This is a genomic window from Fodinibius sp. (assembly GCF_041642155.1).
In the GTDB taxonomy this organism is placed as follows: Bacteria; Bacteroidota; Rhodothermia; order Balneolales; family Balneolaceae; genus Fodinibius.
This window is the reverse complement of sequence record NZ_JBEPWZ010000284.1, coordinates 1-3,833: the sequence shown is the minus strand read 5'-3', so window position 1 is coordinate 3,833 and position 3,833 is coordinate 1. Positions and strand designations below refer to the sequence as shown.

At 50.5% G+C, this 3,833-nt stretch carries 4 protein-coding genes and 1 pseudogene; 2 read left to right on the top strand and 3 right to left on the bottom strand.

Annotated elements, in window-relative coordinates:
• The first annotated feature begins 75 nt into the window (after window positions 1-75).
• Window positions 76-417 (top strand): gamma-butyrobetaine hydroxylase-like domain-containing protein, encoded by a 342-nt coding sequence (locus tag ACESLU_RS12735; RefSeq protein ID WP_372639017.1) that lies wholly within the window; start codon window positions 76-78, stop codon window positions 415-417.
• An 8-nt stretch (window positions 418-425) separates the two neighbouring features.
• Here the strand turns inward: ACESLU_RS12735 and ACESLU_RS12730 are convergent, their stop codons facing one another.
• Both ACESLU_RS12730 and ACESLU_RS12725 read right to left on the bottom strand, forming a co-directional pair.
• On the bottom strand, window positions 426-1,130 hold the full coding sequence (locus ACESLU_RS12730; protein WP_372639016.1) for an SDR family oxidoreductase: 705 nt from the start codon (window positions 1,128-1,130) through the stop codon (window positions 426-428).
• A gap of 75 nt (window positions 1,131-1,205) precedes the next feature.
• Window positions 1,206-2,630: an aspartate aminotransferase family protein gene (locus ACESLU_RS12725; protein WP_372639015.1), complete on the bottom strand. Its 1,425-nt coding sequence runs from the start codon at window positions 2,628-2,630 to the stop codon at window positions 1,206-1,208.
• A gap of 131 nt (window positions 2,631-2,761) precedes the next feature.
• Here ACESLU_RS12725 and nfi point away from each other — a divergent pair, with 131 nt between their 5' ends.
• Complete coding sequence (nfi, locus tag ACESLU_RS12720; protein ID WP_372639014.1) at window positions 2,762-3,481, top strand: deoxyribonuclease V; 720 nt, start codon at window positions 2,762-2,764, stop codon at window positions 3,479-3,481.
• A gap of 154 nt (window positions 3,482-3,635) precedes the next feature.
• Here the strand turns inward: nfi and ACESLU_RS12715 are convergent.
• A pseudogene (locus tag ACESLU_RS12715) lies at window positions 3,636-3,833 on the bottom strand (FAD-dependent oxidoreductase); the annotation flags it as partial.

Below are 3,833 nucleotides of genomic sequence, written 5' to 3'. Positions count from 1 at the left end.
CGACGCTCTTCCGATCTCGGCCAAACGAACGGTTTAGTCAAATCTTCTATAAGTTTAATTTAACAAACCCTATTTATGAGTCACGATCTGCACCCTACAAGTATTGAAGTTTCCAACGGCGAAGGGATTCTGGAAATTGACTGGAGTGATGGACATCATTCGGAGTATTCGTTGTTCGGACTTCGGAAAAATTGTCCCTGTGTATTATGTCGCGGGGGACACGGGAGCATGAATACCTTTGATCGTTCGCTCTTTTTCGTAGAACCCACCCGACATGTCGAGATTGAGGATATCAAACAGGTCGGAAACCACGCGATTAAGATCTTCTGGAACGACGGCCACAGCAACGGCATGTACCAGTGGGAGTCGCTGTGGGCAATGTGTCCCTGCAAACAGTGCTACCCCGAACAGGAGTGAAATCTTGTTCACTTCGGGTTGGTTGCCCACACGCTGGTTTCCGTGATAAAGCCGCGGTCCGCCAGGGAAAGCATGCTGCAGATCGTTTGGGCGATATCATCGGCGATGAGTTTGGTTTCGTTGAATGCCCGCTGGCCCTGACCGGCATTTTCAGAAAAGCGGGTCTGCACTTCACTGGGATTAATCTGCATGACCCGAATATTATGGGGACGCAGTTCCGCCCTCCAGCACTCGGTCATGCCGCTCATCGCAAATTTACTGGCAACATAGGCCGTCCCCCCTTCAAAGCCTCTCTTGCCTGCCGAAGAGGAGACATTGATGATATTGCCATAGTCTTTTTTGATAAAGTGCTTGGCTGATTCCCTCGCCACCATCATCGCACCAAGGGTATTCGTTTTGAGCTGATTTTCCATATCCGTAGCCGGGAGGTTCACCAGTTTTGAGAACTCACCGTATCCCGCATTATTGATGAGGACGTTATAGTCATCCAGTTCTCTGACGGTTTTTTCAACCAGATCGATCACTTCACTTTCTTTTTGCACGTCGCAGGGCACAGGCAGGGCCCCGATCTCTTCTGCGGCCACCTGCAACCGTTCGGTATTCCTTGCGGCGATCACGGCCTTTCCGCCGCCCTCAATAATGGCCTGGGCCGTTGCTTTCCCAATGCCCGAGCTTCCACCGGTTATCAATGCATTAATTTCAGAGAGGTTCATAAATAATACGTTTTAAAATTAGGAATAATAAGGTAGTTATATGGGTGTCATGTTACGTTATATCTTATAAGGCATTTATCCGTTAATAAGTTTCATCGCCGCCTGCTGGAGAAGTCCCCATGCCTTTTCAACATGTCGTTCCTGTACATTCGTGCTGCCGATCACCATGCGGATAGTGTATTTCCCGTCAAGTTTCGTATGCGTAAGAAAAAGCTTGCCACTTTCCTGAATTTGATCAAGCAGTTGCTTATTTAATTCGTTTAGTTTTTGCTCATCCGAAATATGCGGCGGCTGGAAACGAAAACATATGGTGTTCAGCGGTACGGGGGCCAGGATTTTAAAATCCCGGTGGTTGCTGATTCTTTTTTTAAGATCCTGTGCCAGGGAAATATGATGCCTCACTTTTTGCTGCAGTCCTTCCCGCCCAAAGCTCCGCAACACAAACCAGAGTTTTAGCGCCCGGAAGCGACGTCCCAGTGGAATACCCCAGTCGCGATAATTCTTAACCCGTTGGTCCTCGGGTGTTTTCAGGTATTCAGGCATTATTTCAAATGTTCGGACCAGCAGGTTCTCATCCTGAACAAAAAAGGCCGAGCAGTCAAAGTTGGTAAACATCCACTTATGCGGATTAAATACAAAAGAGTCGGCATGCACCATGCCCTCACTCATCCACCGCATTTCGGGCAAGAGAAGGGCGGTACCCGCATAGGCCGCATCTACATGGAGGGAAACATCATACTTGGAGCAGATGTCCCCGATTTCTTTTAGCGGGTCCATCGCGGTGGAACCCGTAGTGCCGAGGGTGGCCACTACGGCCGCCGGTTGGTATCCGGCTTGAAGGTCATTTCGGAGGGCTGTTTCCAACGCCCCGGCTTTCAGTGCATAATGCTCGTCCACCGCAATTAATCGGAGATTATCTCGACCTATACCTGCGATTTTTATATCTTTCTCGATGGAGGAATGTGTTTCGGAAGAACAGTATACCGTGAGATTTTCATCGCCTGTAAATCCCTTATTATTAATAGCGAACCCTGTAGCACGCTCTCGGGCCATCAACAGGGCACAGAGGGTGGAAGTAGAAGCTGTACTTTGTATAACTCCGGTAAAGGAATCGGGCAGGGCGATAAGCTTGCGCATCCATGTCATTGCCCGTTCTTCGAGCTCGGTAGCCGCGGGAGAGGTCAGCCAGCTCATGCATTGTGCACCCAGGGTGGCCGTCAGCATTTCCGCCAGTACCGAGGGATAGCTGTTGTTGGCGGGAAAATAGCCCATGAAATTCGGACTTTGCCAGTGGGTCATCCCGGGCAGGATGATTTTTTTAAAGTCTTCAAAAAGAGCATCAAATGCTTCTCCCTGTTCAGGGGCCGTTTCCGCTAGCTGCTCTAAAATATCACCGGGATGAACGTCAGGCTTTACCGGGTAATCTTCGACCTCTTCGAAATAGTCCGCCATCCAGTCGACCAACTGGTGAGCGTGCTTGCGAAATTCCTCATTATCCATCTTCTTATGGTCACTTAGGTATGCAGTTACTTGAGAAACTATATAACATGTTGAATGATAGAAGCCAAATTTCTTACACTGGATTATGAAGTATAAATCGAAAGTTGAAATGGAAGAGTTAAGTCTGTGATATGCCGGATAATCCGCTGGACTTTTATAAATGCATTGATCCTTTGGAGGCGAAACAACTTCAGAAGCGGTTGCGGGAGAAGATATCCCTGGAGCCACTGGATAAGCCGCCACAACTGGTAGCGGGGGCGGATATTTCCTTTGACCGCGGGTCGGACGTCATGCATGCGGCGATCGTGGTTGTTGACCTGCGGGATATGCAGCCTAAGATCCTCTCACTGGCCTCCGACAGAACGAGCTTTCCCTATATTCCGGGTCTGTTGGCTTTCCGCGAACTGCCCGTATTGTGGAAGGCCTGGCACCAGCTTGATGCGAAGCCGGATGCACTGATATTGGACGGGCACGGCCTGGCACATCCGCGGCGGATGGGGATTGCCACGCATTTTGGCATTGAAATTGATCACCCGACGATGGGAACCGCCAAAAACATCTTAACCGGTTCCCACAGCAAGCTGGCACCGGAGAAAGGAGCTTCGGCCGATCTGATGGATGAAGGAGAAAAAATAGGGATCGCATTGCGGAGCCGGATGAATGTCAATCCCATTTATGTCTCGCCGGGACACATGCTCTCTTTTGGGGACGCCTACTCGTTGGCTATGAGAACACTGACGAAATACAAGCTGCCGCGGACGACGAGACTGGCCCACCAGTGGGCCAATAAGCTGCGGAGGGGAGAGGCCCGGGAAGGGGTAATGACTGTGGGCGGCAGGCCGTTGCTGTAAGCTGTAAACGGCAGCCAGGGGTAAAAAGCTGCTGGTGGTTTTGTCTTTCTACTACCAGGGATAAATGGTAGTTATTAGAATTGGTTACTGGTCTGCGGACGCCTTAACCTCAACCTTTCATTGCTTAGCTTCATCTAATGCCCGTACCTTATGACTAACCACCGCCCGCGGACAACTTTTTTAAGGCCGATTCTGCTGCGTGGTAGCCACACATGCCGTGAACGCCCCCGCCGGGGGGCGTGGAGGAAGAGCATATGTAATAATGAGTGCCGGGGATGCGGTAGGGGTTAAACAGGCCCGCGGGACGCGTAAACAGCTGCGTGATGTCCTGCTTCCCCCCGTTGATGTCTCC